Source organism: Chitinophaga caseinilytica (assembly GCF_038396765.1).
GTDB lineage: Bacteria > Bacteroidota > Bacteroidia > Chitinophagales > Chitinophagaceae > Chitinophaga > Chitinophaga caseinilytica.
Map to the genome: position 1 here is coordinate 3,342,534 of NZ_CP150096.1, position 20,997 is coordinate 3,363,530.

14 protein-coding genes are annotated in these 20,997 nt (G+C 57.2%); 8 read left to right on the forward strand and 6 right to left on the reverse strand.

Going from position 1 to position 20,997, the window contains the following annotated elements:
• Position 1 precedes the first annotated feature (1 nt).
• From WJU22_RS13690 to WJU22_RS13710, 5 genes are all read left to right on the forward strand, one after another.
• Positions 2-1,198, forward strand: a complete 1,197-nt coding sequence (locus WJU22_RS13690; RefSeq protein ID WP_341838745.1) for a RagB/SusD family nutrient uptake outer membrane protein — start codon at positions 2-4, stop codon at positions 1,196-1,198.
• A complete protein-coding gene (locus tag WJU22_RS13695) occupies positions 1,195-1,464 on the forward strand; it encodes a RagB/SusD family nutrient uptake outer membrane protein (RefSeq protein ID WP_341838746.1) in 270 nt (89 codons plus the stop codon). Before WJU22_RS13690 ends, WJU22_RS13695 begins: the two co-directional genes overlap by 4 nt.
• A 10-nt stretch (positions 1,465-1,474) precedes the next feature.
• Entirely contained in the window at positions 1,475-2,629 is a 1,155-nt protein-coding gene (locus tag WJU22_RS13700) for an AhpC/TSA family protein (RefSeq protein ID WP_341838747.1), read from the forward strand.
• A 23-nt stretch (positions 2,630-2,652) separates the two neighbouring features.
• Positions 2,653-3,759: a TlpA disulfide reductase family protein gene (locus WJU22_RS13705; protein WP_341838748.1), complete on the forward strand. Its 1,107-nt coding sequence runs from the start codon at positions 2,653-2,655 to the stop codon at positions 3,757-3,759.
• Positions 3,760-3,866: 107 nt separating this feature from the next.
• Entirely contained in the window at positions 3,867-4,865 is a 999-nt protein-coding gene (locus WJU22_RS13710) for a 2-hydroxyacid dehydrogenase (RefSeq protein WP_341838749.1), read from the forward strand.
• Positions 4,866-4,942: 77 nt separating this feature from the next.
• On the opposite strand, the gene WJU22_RS13715 is transcribed toward WJU22_RS13710, so the two are convergent.
• From WJU22_RS13715 to WJU22_RS13740, 6 genes are all read right to left on the reverse strand, one after another.
• Positions 4,943-6,994, reverse strand: a complete 2,052-nt coding sequence (locus WJU22_RS13715; RefSeq protein ID WP_341838750.1) for a DUF5689 domain-containing protein — start codon at positions 6,992-6,994, stop codon at positions 4,943-4,945.
• Between the two features lie 6 nt (positions 6,995-7,000).
• Positions 7,001-7,846, reverse strand: coding sequence for an endonuclease/exonuclease/phosphatase family protein (locus WJU22_RS13720; RefSeq protein ID WP_341838751.1), 846 nt, complete (start codon positions 7,844-7,846; stop codon positions 7,001-7,003).
• A gap of 5 nt (positions 7,847-7,851) precedes the next feature.
• A complete protein-coding gene (locus WJU22_RS13725; RefSeq protein WP_341838752.1) occupies positions 7,852-9,363 on the reverse strand; it encodes a RagB/SusD family nutrient uptake outer membrane protein in 1,512 nt (503 codons plus the stop codon).
• A gap of 11 nt (positions 9,364-9,374) precedes the next feature.
• Entirely contained in the window at positions 9,375-12,725 is a 3,351-nt protein-coding gene (locus tag WJU22_RS13730) for a TonB-dependent receptor (RefSeq protein WP_341838753.1), read from the reverse strand.
• A gap of 136 nt (positions 12,726-12,861) precedes the next feature.
• On the reverse strand, positions 12,862-14,007 hold the full coding sequence (locus tag WJU22_RS13735; RefSeq protein WP_341838754.1) for a FecR family protein: 1,146 nt from the start codon (positions 14,005-14,007) through the stop codon (positions 12,862-12,864).
• A 79-nt stretch (positions 14,008-14,086) separates the two neighbouring features.
• Entirely contained in the window at positions 14,087-14,689 is a 603-nt protein-coding gene (locus tag WJU22_RS13740) for an RNA polymerase sigma-70 factor (protein WP_341838755.1), read from the reverse strand.
• Between the two features lie 304 nt (positions 14,690-14,993).
• Between WJU22_RS13740 and WJU22_RS13745 the strand changes: the two genes are divergently transcribed.
• The 3 genes from WJU22_RS13745 to WJU22_RS13755 are packed head-to-tail and all read left to right on the forward strand — an operon-like array spanning position 14,994 to position 20,920.
• Entirely contained in the window at positions 14,994-15,392 is a 399-nt protein-coding gene (locus WJU22_RS13745; RefSeq protein WP_341838756.1) for a hypothetical protein, read from the forward strand.
• 60 nt (positions 15,393-15,452) lie between these two features.
• Entirely contained in the window at positions 15,453-19,778 is a 4,326-nt protein-coding gene (locus WJU22_RS13750; RefSeq protein ID WP_341838757.1) for a CusA/CzcA family heavy metal efflux RND transporter, read from the forward strand.
• Between the two features lie 2 nt (positions 19,779-19,780).
• Positions 19,781-20,920: an efflux RND transporter periplasmic adaptor subunit gene (locus WJU22_RS13755; protein WP_341838758.1), complete on the forward strand. Its 1,140-nt coding sequence runs from the start codon at positions 19,781-19,783 to the stop codon at positions 20,918-20,920.
• The last annotated feature ends 77 nt before the right edge of the window (positions 20,921-20,997 follow it).

Sequence of the window (20,997 nt, forward strand, 5' to 3'; positions counted from 1 at the left end):
CATGAGATCCGTTTATCAATATATCATCGCTGCGGGAACATTGCTGGCCGGCAGCGCCTGCAACAAGCAGCTCGACAAGCTGCGGCCGCATAACGTGACGTACGAAGAGCAGCAGTTTTCGTCGCCCGAGGGGTTCCAGAAGGCTGTGTACGGCGCGTATTCCGCCGTGGCGGGAGGCGCCTCGGCCACTTCGTTCAACTTCAACGACATGCAGCTGTTCCTGTCAGACGCGCACGGCAACGACATTCGCGCTACAGACGCGGGCGTGAACAAGTACACCAACGCGTTCGGGTACCTGAATTCCGCCGAAAAAGACCTGTCGCTCACCCATGATTACTGGCGCGGGGCCTACAATGCATCGCTGCTGATCAACAAGATCCTCGCCAACGTGAAGCCCGGTGAAGCCAATCCCGCGATCCTCCAGGCAAAGGGCGAAGCGCTGTTCCTCCGCGCTTATATCTACTTCAACCTGGTACGCCTTTACGGCAAACCGTATTACCAGAACGGGGGCAACAACCCCGGCGTGATGCTCATTACGACAGACAATAACGGGCCCGCGTTTGCGCCGCCCCGCGCTACAGTGAAAGCCGTGTACGAGCGGGTGGTGGCAGATCTGAACGATGCACTGCCGCTGCTGAAGGCCAACAACGGGAATCTGTACGCTACGCGGTACGCGGCTTTTGGGCTGCTGTCGCGCGTGTACCTCTACATGGGCGGCACTTTCGGCGGCCCGGACGCGGCGGCTAACAGGAAAGCCCGTGAGTACGCGGATTCCGTGATCCGCAACGGCGGATACGCGCTGCTGCAGGGCGATGCCTATGCCAACTATTACAAAAACGACGCGCCCGGCAATGTTGAAGACATTTTCTCCGTGAACACCGCGTTCAACCAGGGTTTGCTGTCGAACCTGTACGCCATGCCGTCGCAGATCAATTACACGGGCGGGTTGTACCGTCCGTCGCCCGACCTGCTGGCGCAGCTGCAGCCGCAAGACCTCCGCTGGAAGTTTTTCATCCGCAACGTGACGCCGGGTTTTGCGCAAGACACGCTCGCCACGGTGAAATACATGATCAATTACACGTCGCTCTACAGCCTGTCGCCCAACCGATACCTCCGCCTGGCGGAGATGTACCTGAACCGCGCGGAGGCGGCGGTGAAGGGGGCGACAATGCCAGTGCGCTGGCAGACCTCAACGTGATCCGCCGGCGCGCGGGCGTGGGGGATACGTCCAACATCACGGGGCAGCCACTGTTCAACGAAATCCTCAAGCAGCGCCGCCTGGAGCTCATGTTCGAAGGCCATAGCAGTTACGATTGCTTCCGGAACGGATTGCCCATGGTGCGGACGTATGCTTCGGGATCGTCGGGCGCCATGACGGTGCAGGCGACCGATCCGAAGGTGTTGATGCGCATTTCGGCGGATGAGATCATCGGCAACCCGAACCTCACACAAAACGAACAATAAATCCATCGCCATGAAAAAATTCCTTTCCTTATCGCTGGTTGCGCTGGCGGCCGTTCCCGGGGCTTTTGCGCAGGAGGCGTTCACCGTCGAAGGACGGTATGCGGGCAGTGATCCGTATCTGTATTTGCAGTATCCCGGCGCAAAGGGGACTTACGTGAAAGACAGCGTAGCCGTGCGCAACGGGCAATTCCGGTTCGCCGGAACGATAGAAGGGCCCGTGTATGCGAGCCTGAGCGGGAAGTTGAAATCCCGCAGTATGGACGATCCCAACATCCAGTTCTTCTTCCTCGAGCCCGGTAAAACCACCATCACCGCGAAAGAAAACGCCTTCAAGGAAATGGCCGTTGCGGGCGGTGCGGTGCAGGCAGACTTTAACGTCGTGAACAAACAGAAAGCGCCCATCAAAAAGCAATGGGAACCTTTTTTCAAATCCCTTGATTCCATCAATAAAATCGATAATTTCAAGGCACAGGAGTTTAAGTCGGGCTTGAAGCCGTATTACGCCGACATGGAGAAGATCGATATGGCGTACATCGACGCGCATCCCGGCACCTACCTGAGCGCATTTTTGCTGCGCGGGTATAGTTATTCGCTGCCGACGGAAAAGCTGCAGGCCTATTTCGATCAGTTTTCCGCAGCCATCAAAAACGGTATGGCGAAGGGAATGGGCGATGAGCTGGAACGACGGAAGATCGGTGTGCCGGGAACGGAAGCTTACGCGTTCGCAACGTCCGACATCAACGGGCAACCCTTCCAACTGGCCGATTACCGCGGAAAGTACGTGCTGATCGATTTCTGGGCCAGCTGGTGCCTGCCCTGCCGGAAAGGCAACCCGCACCTGAAGAAACTGTACGCGCAGTATAAGGAAAAAGGGCTGGAGATCATCGGCGTGTCTGACGACGACAGCAAGCCCGAAGCCTGGCGCAAAGCGGTGAACGACGACGGGATCGGGATTTGGAAGCATGTGCTGCGCGGCATGGACCGCGAAAAGATCATGGCCGGCATCTATAACCCGACCGATATCAGCAAGCGTTTCGGCATCGCCTCCCTGCCCACGAAAGTGCTCATCGATCCCCAAGGGAAGATCATCGGGCGGTTCGAAGGCGGCGACCGCGACGATGCGAAGATGGACGCGCAGCTGGAAAGCCTGTTCGGCGGGAAGTAATCATCAAAAAATCAATCATCCATATGAAAACGATTAGCCAGATACTCGCATGTTGCCTGCTCGCAACCTCCGCCATGGCGCAGGAAGCGGTAGTGGAAGGGAAGATCGCGGGTTTGCCCGATGGCACGAAAATCTATTTCAATCCAATTTTCGCCGGTGGAAAGCCCGATTCCGCCGAGGCGAAAGGCGGCGCGTTCCGCATCGCCACAAAGGCCAGTGAATCGGATCTGTTTTTACTGCGCGCCGGCAACGACCGGTATGCAAAGCATGGCGGTGCGGTTTTCTACATGGAGCCGGGCGTGCTGAAGGTGTCGGGGAAAGGCCCGCTGCTGAAGGACCTCGTGTTTGCCGGTACCCCTTATGCCAGGGAGCTCAACAGTCTTGCCGGTCTGAACAACACCAAACCGTTCAAAGCGAGGACGGCACTGGGCGAAAAGCTGAACGCGGCATATGAGAAGAAAGATACCGTAACGTTGAAAGCACTTCGCCCGGAATTCAACAAACTGGATTCCGCCGTTACCGGCGAATATGAAAAGTGGGTCGACCAGCATCCGGCTTCGCCGGTGAGCGCCATGGTGCTGGGCTTCTTCATCCGGTACGAGGATATGGACAAGCTGGAAAAACACCTTAAAGACCTGGAGCCTTCCGCCAAACAGAACGTGTTCGCCAAAAGAATGCAACATAGCGTGGAAGCGGCCAGGGCCACGGCCATCGGGAAAATGGCGCCTGAGTTCACGCAGAACGACACGCTCGGCAAAGCCGTTTCGCTGAAAGATTTCCGCGGCCAATACGTGCTGATCGATTTCTGGGCCAGTTGGTGCGTGCCCTGCCGCGAGGAGAACCCCACTGTGGTAAAGGCTTTCCTGCGGTTCCGCGATAAGAAATTCACCGTGCTCGGCGTTTCGCTCGACCGGGAACAGGACAAAGCCAAATGGATCAAGGCCATCCACGACGACAACCTGACCTGGACACACGTTTCCGATCTCAAATTCTGGGATAACGCCGTGTCCAGACAATACGACATCAAATCCATCCCCGCCAACTTCCTCCTCGACCCGGAAGGCCGGATCATCGGGAAGAATTTAAGAGGGGAGGAGCTGGAAAAGAAACTGGCTGAGGTTTTGCTTTAGTCATTACAGCTGAATTTGATAAATAAGGCGGCCGGTTGCGGCCGCCTTTCCTTTTGGATGACGACGATCATTTGCCCGAAAACGCGTGGTTTCGTATTTTCAGGACCATGAAAATGTTATTCTTCTCCGCAAAACCATACGACAGGCAGTTTTTTCACCAGGCGAACGAAAAACACGGCTTCGAGCTGGAATTCCTGGAAACCCATCTCGGCCCGCATATCGTCAATGCCGTAGACGATGGCACCCCGGTCGTTTGCACCTTCGTGAACGACAAGCTGACCGAAGAAGTGATAGGTGTATTGGCCGCCAAGGGCGTGAAAGTGCTGGCACTGCGCTGCGCCGGGTTCAACAATGTGCAGCTGGATGCGGCCCGCAAACACGGTATCCGCGTGTGCCGCGTTCCGGCCTACTCCCCAGAAGCCGTGGCGGAACATGCCGTGGCCATGTTGCTGACGCTCGTCCGCAAAACGCACAAGGCCTACAACCGCGTACGGGAGCAGAACTTCGCGCTGAACGGGCTCCTCGGCTTCAACCTCCACGGCAAAACGGTAGGTGCGGTGGGCACAGGCAAAATAGGCAAGGCTTTTTGCAGGATCATGGCGGGGTTCGGCTGCCGGGTGATCGCTTCAGACCCGTTCCCCGACGCGGAATTGCAGGCGGCCGGGGTGGAATATTTACCATTGGAGGAGCTGATGGCCGCGGCCGACATTATTTCCTTGCATTGCCCCCTCGCTCCCGAAAACAAATATCTCATCAACCGCGAAACCCTCCGGAAAATGAAACGCGGCGTCACGATCATCAATACCAGTCGCGGAGGACTGCTGCATACCGCCGACGTGATCGACAGCCTCAAATCCGGCCACATCGCCTATCTCGGCATCGATGTGTACGAGCAGGAGGAGAAACTGTTTTTCAAAGACCTGTCTGGCAGCATCATCGAAGACGATACCATCCAGCGGCTCATGAGTTTCCCGAACGTGCTGGTAACCGGCCACCAGGCCTTTTTCACGGAAGAAGCCCTGCGGCAGATCGCGGAGGTAACATTGCGGAGCGTGGGGCGATTGATGAATGGGGAAGCGGTGGATGAGGAGGTGATACTCGTGTAAAAGTATTTTCCCGATATGCGAAAACCCGCCACGAAGGCGGGTTTTCTTTTACTCCATATAAACCAAAATCGAAGGACTTACTTATTATACTTAATCGACGCATGCACGATCCTGGAAACGGAATTCGCGCCCACCGATCCGCCGGAAACGGCTGTAGACGTTCCTGCGGTCTTGTTGGTGACGCGGATGCGGATGTAGAGCGTCTCCAGTCCGCTGGCGGCCTGCGGGAACTGGAAGTTCACCACTTTGGTGCCAGCCACCTGGGTCAGCAGGGTGTTCGACCAGTTCACCACATCCTGGAAAGTGAAGGTGCCAACGGTGTTCCAGGTTGATGCGGCATCGTTGGTGGATGCCCATTCCACGGTGAAGTTGCGAGGCCCGCCGATGTCGGAATTCCCGTCCAGCTGAAGGGAAACCGGCGTGCTGATGCCTGCCGTCGATACTTCGATCATCCAGTATTCGCCGCGGTTTTCGGTGGCGTTCCACCAGTTTTTGGTGGCCCATCCGCCATTGCCGACAGCCCCTTTGTTGGTGGTGGGCTCCTGCAGCAATGCGTTGAAGTCGGTGGCGGCGGAAATACCGCTGGAAGTGAAGTTCAGCCCGGCTTTGGGGCTTTGGTAGAATCGCCCGGATCCGGTTTCGGGGGTAAGCGGGTTCTGGGTGGCCGTGGGCGTGGCAGCAAATTCGTTGCGGAAGCGGCCCCATTCCACCAGTACGTTGGAGAACCCGTTTTCGCGGGATTGTTGTAGTGCAATGTCTTCCCGGCGGAGGTGGCGGATGGCGTATTTGCCGATGTTGCCGCCGTAACGGTCCATCGTTTCGCTCACCAGGATGCCGGCGATGGTGCCGGAGCCCTGGGGCAGGGCGTTCCCGTCCCGCCGGTAAGGCACGTCCAGGTTCGTGAGCAGGTACATGCCGTTGCCGCGGATGTCGCGGATATGCGTGGGGAAGCAGTCCATCCTGGCCGTATACCCTTCATTGATATTGGTGAAAGCGCCCCAGGGAACGGAAATCTCCACATCGCGCAGCTTCACGTAAGTATACAGGTCGTTATCGGTCAGGTCGCCGATGTATTTTTCGCGGGGCTGCAATGTGGCGGTATTGCTTTCCTTCTGCATCACCTGCGGCGCTACGATACCCGATACCGTTACACGGTCAGGATTCGTAAGGCGGGCAAGGGTGGCGCCTTTTAACCAGATTTTCACATGGTCGTTGAAGCTGAAGATATTATCGCCCGGGGTTTGGGTCTTGATGTACAGCCCCATCGTACCGTCCATGCTTTGCACATACACGGCCACGGCGTTCTCCGATTTATCGACCGTATGCTTGTTGCTGGTGGCATTTAAATTTTTGGCGATGTTGGGATGCCCCTTGTCGCTGATCACGATCCCTTCCACATAAATATTCTCATCGATAGTGCCGGCCGCGAGCGCCTGTTTGATGTAGGTGAAATCCTTCATCACCGCGCCCGTGAAATCGATGCCGGGATGCTGGTGGATGCGGACGGAATCGCGGGTAGTGGTGCCCAGCGCGTCGAGGTAACTGAGGGTGAGCAGGCCGCTGCGCATGGCGGCAGCGCGACTGGTATCGGCTTTCATGAAAAGGTAGCCGTTCTGGATGCTGGCGTTGCTGATCCAGTTTTGTTGTTCGGGATCGTCGAACCGGTAGCTGACGGTCATCTTTTCCAACGGCACGTTGGTGGTGATGACGGATTTGATGGAGCCGCCGTTCGCAATGCTTTGCAGCGTGGTGTCTGCGATGGCGATCTGCGGTGTGAGGCCCCGTTGCTGCAGGGAAATGGTGTCGGATTTGCCGCCTGCCCGCACGAGGATTTTCACCGCGCGGGGGAGATTGCCTTCGTTGCTGGTCACTTCCGCGTAAATGCTGCCTTTGCCTTCGCCGGAAGATTGCTGCAGCGTCATCCAGTCCGTTTTTTCGAGGGGCTCCACCGTCCATGTGCCTTCTGCGTACACGATGATCTGTGTGGTGTCGGGCAATGCGTTCAGGCGAACGATGCGGGTGTCTACGGCCAGTTCCGTCGTGAAATGGTAGTCTTCTTTCTTGCGGCAACCGGCGATGAGGATCGCTGCGGCGCCGGCGGCCAGGAGGAATTTATTGAAATGCTTCATGCCGTTTTATTGTTTGAGTTCGAGGAGAATGGGCCGGTGGTCGGAATGAACGGCCGTGAAGGGATCGTAGATGAACGCGCAGCGGATGATCTTCTTTTTCAGGTCGCCGGAAAGGTACACGTAATCGATGCGCGCGTTGGTAGCGATGATGCTTTTGCCGGATTGCGCCTGCTGCCGTTCGTCGAACGTTTTGCCGGCGTCGGTGAAGCCCGCGTCCAGCATCTGCTGCTGCACGGCGTAGTCTACCACGCCGCCTTCGGCGAGATTGTCGAGCACGGGGCGCTGGGCGGCCGCGGCTTTCTGGCGGGCGAGATAATCCGATTTTTCGATGCGTTCCCTGTCCAGCGGCGACACGGAATTGAAATCGCCCATCACGATCCGGTTCTTTTTATCGGTCTGCAAATCCATATTGGCGATCACCTGCGCGATCTCGGCCCTTCTTTTCTTATGCTTGTGCGGGTTGAGGTGCAGCACCACGATGTTGTATTTTCCCACTTTCGCCATGATGAAGCCATGGGTCATGTTGTCGTTGATCTTCTGGATGCCGGCGATGGGGAAGCGGGACGTGAGGCCTGTGGGATAGCCGTTTTCCTTCACGATCACCGCGTAGGGATGGCCGTAGCTCAGCGCCAGTTCTTCCAGCGATTTCTGGGTGAAACCGTTGCATTCCTGCAGGGCTACCACATCGGGCCGGTGATCCTTCACCCATTCCACGAATACTTTTTTACCGCGGGTGGTGTCTTTCACCATCCCTTCGAGGATGTTATAGCTGAGTACGCGCAGTGTGTCCTGTGCCGCGGCGGAAAAGCAGGCCAGGAGCAGGATGGCCAGGAGCGTGATATTTCTTTTCATGTGTATTACTGGTTGTAGGCGGGATTGGTTAATATGCCGTTGGAGCGCATCACTTCCTTATCCGGGATGGGATAGAATTCGTGATAGGGCAGGGCGTTGTCTTTGATGACGGGGTATTCCGTGGCGATGGTTTCCTGGATGGCGCGGAACCAGTCTCCCCAGCGCACGAGGTCCCACTTCCGGCCGTATTCGCCCATCAGCTCGCGTGCGCGTTCTTTCTTCACTTCCTCCAGGAATTCCGTTTTTCCGGGATATGCCGTCAATACGAAATCTGCGTTGGCGCGGGATTTCACTTCGTTGATGCATTGCATGGCCAGGTCGGTATTGCCGGTTTCGTTGGCAGCTTCGGCCAGCATGAGCAGCGCATCCGCATAGCGGAACACTTTCTGGTTGTTGCCGTCGGCGATGTTGGTCATGCCCGGGCACCAGAACTTCGGCCCCATCCAGGCTTTGCCGGTGCCGTTGTTGGCCATGGGCCGCTTGAACCAGGTGCCGTTGTAGGAATACGCGAGGATGATCTCCTTGCGCGGGTCGGCCAGGTCGTAGAGCGACATCATATATTCCGAAGGCGTAATACTGTTGAAGGGATTGGCCGCATTCCCCAGTTCCGGGATGTCCACGCCGTCGTACACGCTCGTGCCGGAAGCTTTGGTGGGGGTGAAGAAAGCCGCTACGGTGGAGGTTTTCTTCAGGCCGGCGGCCGACCAGGTATATTGCACCTCGAAAATTGATTCGGGCGTGTTCTTGTTCCGGAAATACATATCGGTGAGGGGATATTGCACGAGCTGGCCGTAGATCTTCCGGATTTCCTCCATGGCGCTTTCGCAGGTGGCGTAATCCTTGTTCCACAGGGCCAGTTTGCCAATGAGCATATACGCCAAGGACGCGGATATGCGGTTGTCTTTCACTTCGGAAGTGCGCGTTTGTGGCAGTTTAGGCGCGTATTCCTTCAGCTCGTTGATGAGCGCCGTCCGGGTTTCGCTGGCGTTCATGCGGCCCAGCTTACCGATGGTCTCCAGCACATCCAGGCTGTTGACATCCGCCGTGTAGAACGGCACGTCGCCGAAATTGCTGGTGAGGATGTAATAATACAGGGCCCTCAGCGCAACGGCTTCCCCTTTCAGCGCGGGTTTCCGGTCTTCGGCGATCTTCGCCTTTTCGATCCCCGCGATGGCCGCGTTGCAATACATCACGCCGCGGTAGCAGGCCGTCCATACGTTATCTCCCATCCCCGGATTGGCGGGGGAAATCTCGAGCTTGGCGTCGAGGTTGGAGGAATTAAGGAACGCCAGGTCGGTCACCGCTTCGATGGAAACCATGAGATCGGCGGCGTAAATGTTGGTAAGATCGATGTAACAGCCGTTCAGCGCGGCGATGCACTGGCTCTCCGATTTGAAGAATCCGTCTGCGTCCACGAAGCTGTGCTTCTCTTCTTCCAGCAGCTTGGCGCAGCTGCCCAATGTGAGGGAGCCGCCGAGCAACAGGAGATATAATATGCGGTGCTTGTTCGTTTTCATGTTCGGTGTTTTTAGAATTTCAGTTCTGCGCTAAAGGTGATGGTACGACTGGTCGGATAGGCGCCGTTGTCCATCCTGCGGATGGTGGAGCCGCCGCTTTGGGTAGATACTTCGGGATCATAGCCGTTGTAATGCTTCCAGAGGAAAAGATTGTTGCCGGTCAGCGCGAGGTAGAGCGAATTCAGCCTTTTGCCGGTGATGCCGTTGAGGTTGACGGGGTACCCGAGCGAGAGGTTCTTGAACCGCAGGAACGTAGCGTCGTGCAGGAAGCGGTCGTTCGGGATATCGTCTTTCGAATCCGCCCGCGGGTAATCGGAGCCCGGGTTGCGCACCGGGTGCCAGGCGTTCACCATGTAGCGGAACTGGTTGCTGAGGTAAGTGCCCGTGCCCATGAACAATTCGGTGGGATTGTAGATCTTCCCGCCCAGCGAATAGTTGAAATAGAACGAAACACTCAGTTTTTTGATCCGGAAAGTATTCTGGATGCCGCCGTACACATAGGGGTCGGCGTTCCCGAGATAGATAAGGTCGTTATTATCGAGCACACCGTCGCGGTTCTGGTCGATGTAGCGCTGGCGGCCGGGCTGGTAGAAGTTCACTGCCGCAGAGGCATATTCCTTCGTCTCCTTGTTCTTCTCGATTTCCGCCGTATTCTTCCACACGCCGGCGTATTGCATGCCCCAAACGGCGTTGAGCGGCCGGCCCTTTTCGTACCCATACATCATGTACTGCGCGCCATATGGGTTGTCGTATACGGATACGCGCTCGTATCCGCCGATATCTTCCACCCGCTGCGTGTTATGCGCCGCGGTCACGGAGGTAGACCAGGAGAAGTTTTTCCGGCGGATGTTTTCATGGTTGACGGTCAGCTCGATCCCGCGGTTGGAGGTTTTGCCGATGTTGGCCAGGCGCGAGCCGTAACCCACGTGGGTAGGCAGTTGTACGGTGAGCAGCAGGTCGGAGGTGCGGCTTTGGTAGAGGTCGAGCACGATGTCGAGCCGCTTGTTGAAGAACGACACGTCGAGCCCGGCGTTGAACGTGGTGGTCTTTTCCCAGGTAAGGCCTTCGTTGGCGATGCGGGAGGGATAGTAGGCCACGGGCTGCGCGCCGCCGAAGAGGTAGCCGCCGGTGGTAGACGTGAGCCGGGAGAGCGACTGGTACCTGCTGATGGCGTCGTTGCCGGAAGTACCGCCGCTCAGGCGCAGGGAGAGCTCGCTCAGTTTGTTGAAGCGCTGCATGAAGGGCTCGCTGCTGATGTTCCATTTAAACGCGCCGGAGGGAAAAAACGCCCATTTATTGTCGGAAGAGAAGTTCGACGCCCCGTCGCGGCGCATGGTGGCGGTGAGGTAATACCGGTTGCGGTAATTGTAATTGACGCGGGCGAGGTGGCTCATCCGGCCCTGGGTTTCCAGGGAAGAGCCGAGGTTGATCGTTTCCTTGGAAGGCAGCGCGCCCATGTCGTTGTTCTCGATATCGTCGATGAAATAACCCTGTCCGCTGGTGGTCATGTTATTGTATTGGCGCTTCTGCATGGTGAAGCCGTACATCGCATCGAAATTATGGCGCTTGTTGAACGTGCGCTTGTACGTGATGGTGTTTTCGTTCAGCAGGTTGTTTTCCGCGTATGCGCTCTTGTACGCATAGCCGCCGGAGTTGGCGTTCTGGCGCGAGGGCATGGTGGACGGGATGTACTGGTCGTTGGTCCGCGAAAGGTCGGAATAGGAAATGGTAGACCGCACCAGGATGTTTTTGACCGGGGTGATCTCCACGTAGGCCATGGAACTGAGGCTTTTCTCCAGCCGGTCGTTCTTCCGCAGTAACACGTTGGCCAGCGGCGAGTCGAACAGGGTGCCGCTGTACCACTGGGAGTTCCAGTCGTTGAAACTGCCGTCCTGCTTATATGCGGGAATGGTGGGGGCGAGGAAGATGGTGGAACGGTACCACAACGTCTGCGTGCCCACATCGGCATTGTTGAGCGCCCGGTCGAGGTTGGAATAGTTGAAACGGACGCCGGCTTTTACGTATTGATTGATGGTACGGTCGAGGTTCAGGCGCACCTGGTAGCGTTTCATGCCGCTGTTTTTGATGATGCCCTGGTTGTTGTTGTAGTTGGCGGAAAAGAAGTACTGGGTAGCTTTGTCGCCGCCGGAGGCAGACAGCGTCAGGTTATGGTACGGCGCCCTCCGGGTGATCTCCTGCGTCCAGTTGGTACCGTCGCCGAGGGCGAGCGGATTGGGGTAGGGATATTCTTCCAGCGGTTTGGTCTGGTTGGCCGTGCTGGCGAAATAATACCGGTCGTTCTGCAACTGCGCGAACTCGGTGGCGTTCATGAGGTCGAGGTAGCGGGGTAGCTCGGAGAAGCCCACGTCGTTGCGCAACGTGAAACTGGTTTTGCCTTTCTTGTCGCCGCCCGATTTGGTGGTGATGATGATGACGCCGTTGCTGCCGCGGGAGCCGTAGATGGCCGTGGAGGAGGCGTCTTTCAGGACACTGATGTTCTCGATGTCGGAAGGGTTGAGCTCACTCAGGGAGGTGATGGCGTCCATGAGGCCGTCCACGATGTACAGCGGTTCGTTGCTGGCCGTGATGGAGCGGGTGCCGCGGATGCGGACGGAGGTGCCGGAACCGGGTTCCCCGTCCGCCGAAACGAATTCCGCACCGGCGATGCGCCCCTGCAGCATCTGGTCTACCCGCGCCACGGGAACATCCGCCAGGTCAGACATTTTTACGGTAGACACGGCGCCGGTCAGGTCTTTTTTCTGTACGCTGCCATACCCGATCACCACTACTTCGTTCACGTTTTTCTTCGACGGGGAAAGCTGTACCACGAGCGGCTGTTTGATATCTTTCACGGCAATCGCTTTCCTTTCGAAGCCCAGGTAGGTGATGAACAGGATGTCCTGTTTATCCGCCTCGATGGAAAATTCCCCGTTCTCGTTCGTCTGCACGCCGCGCGAAGTGCCCGCCACGGCGATGGTGGCGCCGGGAAGCGCGTTGCCTTCTTCGTCGGTGACGCGGCCTTTAACGGGCTGGGCCTGTGCCGCAGTGGCGGCGGATTGCGGTGCGCGTGGCCGTTCCTTGATCGTGATCGTTTTGTTGCTGATCTCGTAATCGATGGGCTGGCCGGCCATGATGTCGGACAGGAAGGATTCGAGCGGTTTGTTGCGGGCTTCTACATTTACCGGCGTGGTTTTGGCCAGCAGGGAAAGGTTGTAGAATACCACGTACCCCGTCTGTTTCTCCAGCCTGGCGAAGATCTCCGGGAAAGCGAGCTGTTTGCCCGTCATGGTAATCGTCTGGGCGGCAACGTTGGCCTGTACCTGTAAGGTCAGCACCGTGGCCAGCAGCAGGATCAGTTTCATGACTGTCGGTTTTGGTTTCATGATGTGTTTGCGGTCAAAAATGTGCGTCATTTCCGTATGTGAAATTTTAGGGCATAGGTAGCCCGGCCTTAACCGGGGTTAAGGTGCGGGGACTGTATGTGCCGGATTGAATTTTTTATGGTGTGATGATCAGTTTCCTGCCTTCCAGCCTGCAATGCACGTCGGATATGGCCAGTATCCGGGTGATCTGCTGGAGGGAAAGGCTGCGTTCCATTTTTCCGCCGAATCGCAGGGGCGGTATGTCGGTTTCGTAGATTACGTCGATATCGTACCAGCGTTCCAGTTGTTTCATGACTTCGCGGATGTCTGCATTGTCGAAATTGAACATCCCGTTCCGCCAGGCCATCACCTGGCTGGTGTCGGCTTTCACGATTTTTATCGCATTTTCTCCGGTGATCCGCGCCTGTTCGCCCGGTTGCAGCACGCGCTGGTCCACGGCCACCTTGCCCTGGAGGAGCGTGGCGGCGATGAGCGGATCGTTGCCGTAGGCGGAAACGTTGAACCGCGTTCCCAGCACCAGTACTTCCGTTCGTCCGTTCACTTTCACCTTGAACGGTTTGGCCGCCATGGGCCGGATGTCGAAATAGGCTTCGCCCTTCAGTTCCACCGTTCTTTCCGCGGCATCGAAGCTGGTCGGGTACCGCAGGCTGCTGGCCGCGTTGAGCCATACGCCTGAACCGTCTGGCAGGGTTACGTGGAACACGCGGCCGCGGGGCGTGGAAAGGGTGTTGAAGGTGGATTCTCCGGGCTGCGCATCATCGTACGCCAGCGATCCGTTCCCCAGTTTCACGGAAGTGCCGCCCTGCTGGGCGATCACGCCCTGGCCAAGACTGTCGAGCGGAACGGTTTGCCCGTTCCCCAATGTCAGCAACGCTCCGCTGGATGCAGGCAAGATCTCCTGCGGCGGGGTTTCTTCCGTTTTTACCAGCGGTTGCTGCGCGGGCCGCATTTGCTGAACGCCCGTCCACACCAGTGCCGCAACCGCCGCTGCGGCCGCGGCTGTGATGGCCACGGTGCGGAGGATGGTTTTCCGCCGCGCGGGCTTCGCCTGTGCCTCCAGGATGATGGACAGGATGGCGCCGGCGCGCTCGTCGGCCACGGGCTTTTCATCGCCGGTGGTGGAAAGGATGGCCTCGTCCAGCAGCCGCTGCAGGTCTGCATCGTGCTCCGGCTTCGCCAGCAGGGCGTAGAGTTCCTGTTTTTCGGCGGGTGTGCAGGCGCCGGCCAGGAGTTTATGGAACAGCTCGTCTAGTCTGGACATTCGGTTCTGTTATGCGTTTCTATTAAAGGAGACAGTAAAAAAAGGGGAGCGGGTCAGCCGGGCGGAAAAAAATTTCAGATCATAATATTCCCTTAACAATGGTGAGCGCCGCCCAGGTGCCCAGGTGCGATACGCAGTATACGCGGATGAACTGCATGGCGTCGGAAAGGTGGCGTTTTACGGTTTCGGGGGAAAGGTTGAGCTCCACGGCGGCTTCTTCGCGCTTGAGGCCGTGTTCCTTGATGAGGCGGTATACTTTCTTTTGCTGCGGCGGCAGGCGGTCTATGGCCTGTTGCAGCACTTTGCGGTATTCTTTTTCCTGCAGTATGGCGGCGGGATTGTCTGACGCGGGGTACAAGGCATATTCCTCGGCGTCCGCCAGCGGCGCGGGTTGCGTGCGATGCGCGGTTTGTTTGAGGAGGTTGAAGAGATGGTTGCGGGTGATGGTGAACAGCCAGGCCGCGAAATGCGTGACCTGCGGGAGTTGTTCCCTTTTAAGCCAGACCTTCAGGAATACATCGAGCAGCACCTCTTCGGCGATGGCTTCGGAGCCTGTCACTTTAAAAGCGATGGCGTACACCTTGTTCCGGTAATGATGGAATATCTCGCTGAATGCTTTTTCATCGCCTTCCGCAACGGCCTGCAGCAAGCCCCGTCCGATTTCTTCTTTGCGTTCAGACATCTCATGTTTTTGTTGAGCAAATATAATTTTGCCGGCCGGATACTGCCAGTATCCGGCGCCGCAGCCTCCGTGGCAGGGATCGGGCGAAATGTCGCCAAACCTGCCGTTAGACTGGAAATAACGTGGAAAATAAGCTGCCGGGAATCACATGGAATTAACGATAAGTTAATCGTTCCCCGATTTTGGTTTGGTTCGTTTCCGGGCAAAAAATACGAAAATTATTGAGAAGCGGAAATTCAGGCCCTAATCAGGGAATATTCCCACTTTGGCGGATTAAAAAATATAATGCCTACCTTTGTGCCTTGTGAAAAAATTGCTAGCGTTGATATTGTTCGTGGTCTACACGATCTCCAGCACAGAACTCCGGGAGATCGTGAAGCTCCCCGTGCTGGTCCAGCACTTCAACGAGCACCGGCAATTGAACAAAGACATCACTTTTTCACAGTTCCTCATCGATCATTACAACAACATCCCGCATACGGACAACGACGAAGAGCGCGACAACCAGTTGCCGTTCAAACAGGCAGATACCAACCTGATGTTCAGTCCCGTTATCCCCGCACCCAGTCCGCTGGCGCTCAAAAAGCCGGTGATGCCCCTTGCGGCCGATGCATTGTTTCCCCGCTACGCCGACTTCATCCCCACCGAAGGCGTCAGCAAAATCTGGCAGCCGCCCAGGCCCGGAACGTCCCTTTTTGTGTAAGGCCTGGCCATAGCCGGGTCTGTCCAATTATTGTTTCCGGATAGATCAAAGCAGAATTTCATGTTGAATCGAATTATCGGGTTTTCCGTGAGGAATAAACTCGTTGTTGCGCTGTTTACCATCGCGCTCATCATCTATGGTGTTTTCGAACTGTTCAAACTCCCCGTGGATGCAGTTCCGGATATCACCAACAACCAGGTCCAGATCATCACCGTTGCGCCCTCGTACGGGGCTACCGACATCGAGCGGCTCGTTACTTTCCCCGTGGAGCAGGCCAGCAGCAATATTGCGGGCATCAGCGAGATCAGGAGCTACAGCCGCTTCGGGCTTTCGCTCGTAACATTGGTGTTCGACGACGGGGTGGATATTTACTGGGCACGCCAGCAGGTGTCCGAACGCCTGGCCGTGATCCAGGCCTCGATCCCCGATGGGATCGGCAAGCCCGAAATGGGGCCCATTTCCACCGGGCTGGGAGAGATTTACCAATACGTCGTCCGCCCGAAAAAAGGGTACGCGTCCCGCTACGATATTACCGAACTGCGCACTATCCAGGACTGGATCGTTCGCCGGCAATTGCTCGGCGTGAAGGGTGTGGCGGAAGTGAGCAGTTTCGGCGGAAAGCTGAAGCAGTACCACGTGGCCGTGAACCCCGCCAAGCTGCAGGCGTACGGCGTTACCATATCCGACGTGTTCAACGCCCTGGAAACCAATAACGAAAATACCGGTGGCGCCTACATCGAAAAACAGGCGACCGTGCTCTACATCCGGAGCGAAGGGCTCATTGGCAGCCAGGAAGATATCGGCAACATCGTGGTGCGGAATGGTACCGCCGGTGCGCCGCTCCTCATCCGCGACGTGGCGGATGTGCGGATCGGGTCGGCTACGCGGTACGGGGCGTTGACGTACAATAACGAAGGCGAAGTGTCCGGCGCGATCGTTATGATGCTGAAAGGTGCCAACAGCAATGTGGTGATCGAAGACATCAAAGCCAAAATCGCGGAGATACAAAAAACATTGCCGGAAGGCGTGGTGATCGAACCTTTCCTCGACCGTACCGACATGGTGTCTAACGCCATTAAAACGGTGGAGGTCAATTTGATGGAAGGTGCGCTGATCGTCGTTTTCGTGCTCGTGATCTTTTTGGGGAACCTGCGCGCGGGGCTGCTCGTGGCGTCGGTCATCCCGCTGTCGATGCTTTTTGCCGTGATCATGATGAACCTTTTCGGCGTGAGCGGCAACCTGATGAGCCTCGGTGCGCTGGATTTCGGGCTGATCGTGGACGGGGCCGTGATCATCGTGGAAGCGGTCATGCACCAGCTGAGCCACAGCAAAAAATTTGCGGGGGTGATGCAGTTGTCGAAGGTAGAGATGGACGGCGAAGTGAAAAGCGCGTCTTCCAAAATGATGAACAGTGCCGTTTTCGGGCAAATCATCATTCTCATCGTATACCTGCCCATTTTTACGCTGCAGGGGATCGAGGGCAAAATGTTCAAGCCCATGGCGCAAACGGTGGCTTTCGCGCTGCTGGGGGCGTTCCTGCTATCGCTGACGTACATCCCGATGATGAGCGCCGTAGTGCTCAGCCGGAAAGTCAAAACGAAGCCCAACCTGTCAGACAGGGCCATGGAGCGGATCGAGAAAGGATATAAAGGCTGGCTGACGAAGGCGCTGGCCATTCCCAAAATCATCGTGGGCATCGTGGTGGTACTGTTCATCGCGGCCATTTTCATCCTGACGCGGCTCGGCGGGGAATTCATCCCGTCGATCGAAGAAGGGGATTTTGCGGTGGAGACGCGCGTCCTGTCGGGCAGTAACCTCCACACCACCGTCGATCATGTGCAAAAGGTGGCGGGCATCCTGAAAAGCCGGTTCCCGGAAGTGCGCAACATCGTCACCAAGATCGGCAGCAGCGAAGTGCCCACGGAGCCATTGCCGATGGATATGGGCGATATGATCATCAACCTCAAGCCCAAATCGGAATGGACGTCGGCCCGCTCGTTCGACGAGCTTTCCGAAAAGATGGGGGCCGCGGCATCGGAAGTGCCGGGCGTCACTACCAGTTTCCAGTTCCCCGTGCAGATGCGCTTCAACGAACTGATGACGGGCGCCAGGCAAGACGTGGTCTGCAAAATATTCGGGGAAGACCTCGACACACTGGGCGTTTACGCCAAACAGCTCGCCGGCATCGTGCGCACCGTCAAAGGCGCCACGGAGCTGTATGTGGAGCAGATCACCGGCACCCAGCAGATCGTCATCAAATACAACCGCGCGGCCATCGCGCAATATGGGCTGAACATCGCCGATATCAACCGGAACGTAAATGCCGCGTTCGCCGGCCAGAGCGCCGGGCTCGTGTTCGAAGGAGAAAAGCGGTTCGAGCTGGTGGTGCGTTTGCAGAATGACCAGCGGACAGACATCCGCGACGTGCAAAACCTCCTCATCCCGACCCCTGCCGGCACGCAGATCCCGCTGTACCAGGTGGCGTCTGTAGAACTGATCGATAGCCCCAGCCAGATCCAGCGCGAAGACACCCGCCGCCGGATCCTCGTGGGCTTCAACGTAAGCGGCCGCGATGTGGAAAGCATCGTGGAAGAATTGCAGGGGAAGGTATCGGAAAGCATCAAACTGCCTGCCGGTTACGCGATCGGGTACGGCGGATCTTTCGAGAACCTCAACGAAGCCAAGGCGCGCCTGTCTGTTGCGGTACCGGTTTCGCTGGTCCTCATCTTCCTGTTGCTGTATTTCGCTTTCAATTCCATTAAATACGGCCTGTTGATCTATACGGCCATTCCCTTGTCGGCCATCGGCGGCATTTTCCTCCTCGCCATGCGCGGCATGCCTTTCAGTATCAGTGCGGGCGTGGGTTTCATCGCGCTGTTCGGGATTGCGGTGCTGAACGGGATCGTGCTGGTGGCGGAATTCAACCGCATCAAAAAATCAGGAGAAACCGATATGCAGAAAATTGTGACCCGCGGCACCGTTACGCGGTTGCGCCCCGTGCTCATGACGGCTTTCGTGGCATCGCTGGGCTTTTTGCCCATGGCGCTCAGTAACGGTGCGGGCGCCTCGGTACAGCGGCCGTTGGCCACGGTGGTGATCGGCGGACTGATGATCGCCACGCTGCTGACGCTGTTCGTGTTGCCGATCCTCTATGTTGCTTTCGAGAAAGGAGTGAAAATCAAAAGAAAGAAATTGGCGGCCGGTGTGGTATTGCTGTTGGCTGCTGTGCCCGCTTTCGCGCAGCAACCTATTCGCCTCGACGCCGCGCTGGATTCCGCCGTTCGCAATAACCTCCTCGTGCAGAACCGGCGCTTGCGCGCGGAACAGGCGAAGGAATTGATGAAAACTGCGGTTGATCTGCCGAAAACGGCCGTGGGAGCAGAGTATGGAAAGTTTAACGGTCCGTTGACGGACGACAGGATCTCCGTGACCCAGAGCTTCAGTCTTCCATCGCTGTACAACCGGCAAAAGCGGCAATTGGGCGAGGAGTGGAAAGCGGCGCTGCTGGAAACGGAATTGCAGGAAGTGGAAATCCGCCGGCTGACGACCGGTATTTTCTACGAACTGCTGCTCATGACCGAGCGCGAAAAGCTGCTCCTGCAAATGGATTCCACCTACAGCGCGTTCCTCCGCGTGGCCGCGCTGCGGCTGAAGGCGGGCGAAACGAACATCCTCGAGAAAGCGAGCGCCGAAAACCAGCTCATCCAGCTGCGGATGCTCCGCAAAACCGTAGGGCAGGAGCGCGCGTTGCTGCAACGCCAGTTCATGCTGATCCTCCATTCCCCGGAGCCCCGCATGCCCGAATCGGCCGCCTTCAAGCTCGAGATGCCGTTGCCGGATACCACCGGCCTGGCGGGCCATCCCTTGCTGAAATGGCGTCGCCAGCAGGAAACCGCCGCCGGTGCGGCCGTGCAGGTGGAAAAAGCGAAGCTGCTGCCCGATCTCAGCGCGGGGTTCAATAACCTCAGCATCCGCGACGGTGTGCGATACGGGCGGGGCGACCGGTTCAATTCGTTCCAGGTGGGCGTGGCCGTTCCCGTGTTCGCGGGCTCGCAGCGCGCAAGGATCAAATCCGCCAAAACCGGCCTCCGCATCGCGCAAAACGAGACCGAATACCAGGCCGCCGCGCTGGAAGCGGAGCTGGCCGGGGCCATGGTGCGGGTGAAGCAGTTCCACGACATCGTGAGCGATTACGAAACCGGCGCTTTGAAAAACGCGCAGGAAATCACCGCCACGCTGAACCGGCAACTGCAGGAAGGGGAAATCAATTACCTCGAATGGACCGTCCTCAACCAACAATCCCTCGGCACGCAGCTCGACTATTTCGACGCCGTTAAAAATCTCAACAATAGCATTATCCAATTGCAATACCTGTTAGCTGATTAATTATGAAACGCGATATCATTTTCAATAATACCCTCGCAGCCGCCCTTTGCCTGCTGCTCGCCGCCTGCGGGAACGCCCCGGAAGCGCCCAAAGACGCACCGGTAGCGGCGGATGCCGATGTGGTGAGCCTTACTGCGGAACAACGCAAACACGTAGACCTCCAGACCGGCCGCCTTTCCGAACAAAGCGTGAGCGGCATCCTGCGGCTCAGCGGACAGGTAGACGTGCCCCCGCAAAACATGATCTCCGTGAGCACTCCGCTCGGTGGATACCTGAAATCTACCGGCATGATGCCCGGAACGCTTGTCAGAAAAGGGCAATTGCTGGGCGTGATGGAAGATCCGCAGTTCATACAGCTGCAACAGGATTACCTTATGTCGAAAAACCGGCTGGAGTTTGCGCGGAAGGAATTCGAGCGGCAGAAAGAGCTCAACAGCAGTAAAGCCAGCAGCGACAAGGTCATGCAACAGGCCGAAAGCGAATACCGCAACGTGAGCATCTCCACCCGCGCGCTCGCCGCCAAACTGGCGCTGATCGGCATCGATGCGGACCGGCTCACGGAAAACAATATCTCGCGGACGGTCAATATCCTGTCGCCCATCAACGGCTACGTCAACAAAGTGAATGTCAACATCGGGAAATACGTGACGCCGTCTGACGTGATTTTCGACCTCGTAAACCCGGAAGACATCCACCTGAACCTGACCGTTTACGAAAAAGACCTCGCCAAACTGTCTATCGGCCAGCCGGCGGTGGTGTACACCAACGCCCGGCCCGATCAGAAATATGATGCGGAGATTATCCTGATCAGTCATTCCCTGAACGAAAACCGCAGCGCCGAGGTGCATTGCCATTTCCGGAAGTACGACAAAAGCCTCGTGCCGGGGATGTATATGAATGCGGAGGTGCGGCTGAACGATATCGTCGAGAAAGTATTGCCCACGGCGGCTTTCGTGAATTTCGAGAACCAGGATTATGTGTTCGTGCAGGAAAGCGGGGGTAGCTTCCGGCTAACGCCCGTCACTAAAGGGCAGGAGGGCGAAGGCGTGACCGTGGTCGCTTCTTCCGGACTGGAAGGGAAAACCATCGTGACCGCCGGCGCGTATTCCCTGCTGATGCAGTTGAAGAATACGGCCGAGTGAGGATGGGAACGTAATGTGAAACCCCGGGGCCTGGGCCCCGGGGTTTTTTTGTTAATATCTGTGTAGTAAGGTAATCA